The organism is Promicromonospora kroppenstedtii DSM 19349, from assembly GCF_000515355.1.
In the GTDB taxonomy this organism is placed as follows: Bacteria; Actinomycetota; Actinomycetes; order Actinomycetales; family Cellulomonadaceae; genus Promicromonospora; species Promicromonospora kroppenstedtii.
This window is the reverse complement of the sequence record NZ_KI911768.1, coordinates 19,002-20,811: the sequence shown is the minus strand read 5'-3', so window position 1 is coordinate 20,811 and position 1,810 is coordinate 19,002. Positions and strand designations below refer to the sequence as shown.

At 73.2% G+C, this 1,810-nt stretch carries 2 protein-coding genes; both read left to right on the top strand.

Annotation, left to right across the window (positions count from 1 at the left end):
- Positions 1-226, top strand: a 226-nt coding sequence (locus tag PROKR_RS30265) for a helix-turn-helix domain-containing protein (RefSeq protein ID WP_036971726.1), incomplete at its 5' end; no start/stop codon positions are given.
- Between the two features lie 210 nt (positions 227-436).
- Positions 437-1,810, top strand: a 1,374-nt coding sequence (gene dnaG / locus PROKR_RS30260; protein WP_084800786.1) for a DNA primase, incomplete at its 3' end; no start/stop codon positions are given.

Below are 1,810 nucleotides of genomic sequence, written 5' to 3'. Positions count from 1 at the left end.
CCTGTTCGCCGACTGGGTCGGCGTGAGCCCCAAGTGGGTGCTGCGGCGGCACCGGGTGCACCTCGCCGCAGAACTGCTGGGTCGCGACCCGGCCCTGGACCTGGCGGGGCTCGCGGCCGCCGTCGGCTACTACGACCAGGCGCACTTCACCGGGGAATTCGTGCGCGCGGTCGGTGTCGCGCCGGGCGAGTACGCGCGGAGCTGCGCGGCGGCGCTCGGCGCCTGAGCAGGTCGCCCTACCGCGACCCGATCCGGCCCGGACAGGACGCCTACGAGCTGATACGCGGGTTCGGGGGCCTCTGCGCGGGCGCCGGGACCGATCCCTGCTACGACGCGCGCCGCCTCGTCGGGCTCCTCGTCGCGGGCCTGCCCGCCTGACCCTGCCGGGTGTGGACGACGGCGTCGTGGCCCGCCGCGCGAGCATAGACTTCGGAGCGTGGCCGGGCTGATCAGACGTGAGGATGTGGACCAGGTCCGCGAACGAGCGCGGATCGACGAGATCGTCTCGGCGCACGTGACCCTCAAGCCTGCCGGGGTGGGCGCGCTGGTGGGCCTGTGCCCCTTCCACGACGAGCGCAGCCCCAGCTTCAACGTGCGGCCCAGCGTGGGCCGGTACCACTGCTTCGGCTGCGGCGAGGGCGGCGACGTCATCGAGTTCGTCATGAAGATGGACGGGCTGAGCTTCACCGAGGCCATCGAGTACCTCGCGGGCAAGACGGGCGTGACGCTGCGCTACGAGGAGGGCGGCAACGCCCGTCCGCGGGAGGAGCCGGGCAAGCGCCAGCGCCTGCTGGAGGCGCACCGGGTGGCCGCGGACTTCTACGCGGAGCAGCTCATGGGGCCCGACGCGACGGCGGCGCGCGCGTTCCTGGCGGAGCGCAGCTTCGACCGGTCCGACGCCGAGCGGTTCGGCGTGGGCTTCGCGCCCAAGGGCTGGGACTCGTTGCAGCGCCACCTGCAGGGCCGCGGCTTCACGCAGGCGGAGCTGGTCGCGAGCGGGCTGATGTCGCAGGGCCAGCGCGGCATCTACGACCGGTTCCGCGGCCGGGTCATGTGGCCGATCCGCGACGTGACGGGCGCGGTGATCGGGTTCGGTGCGCGGCGCCTGTTCGAGGACGACCAGGGGCCCAAGTACCTGAACACCCCCGAGACGAGCCTCTACAAGAAGTCGCACGTGCTGTACGGCATCGACCTGGCCAAGCGGGAGATCGCCAAGGGCAAGCGCGTGGTGGTGGTCGAGGGGTACACGGACGTCATGGCGGCGCACCTGTCGGGTGTGACGACGGCGGTGGCCACCTGCGGTACGGCGTTCGGCGGCGACCACGCCAAGGTGGTGCGGCGCCTGCTGGGCGACACGACGGCGGGCGGCGGCATGCAGCTCGCCTCGGGCGGCACCGTGGGCGGCGAGATCATCTTCACGTTCGACGGCGACGCGGCGGGCCAGAAGGCCGCCGAGCGTGCCTACGGCGAGGACCAGCGGTTCTTCGCGCAGACGTACGTGGCCGTGGCCGACGGCGGGATGGACCCCTGCGACCTGCGCATGGCCAAGGGCCCGGAGGCGGTGCGCGCGCTGGTCGACGGCCGCAAGCCGCTGTTCGCGTTCGTCATCCAGGCCAAGCTCAGGCAGTACGACCTCAACACGGTCGAGGGCCGCGTGCTCGCGGTGCGGGCGGCCGCGCCGGAGATCGTCGGCATCCGCGACCGCAGCCAGCGCGACGGCTACGTGCGCCAGGTCGCGGGCTGGATCGGCACCGAGATCGAGGAGGTGCGCCGCGAGGTGGCGCGCGCGGCGTCGACCCCGTCGCAGCGC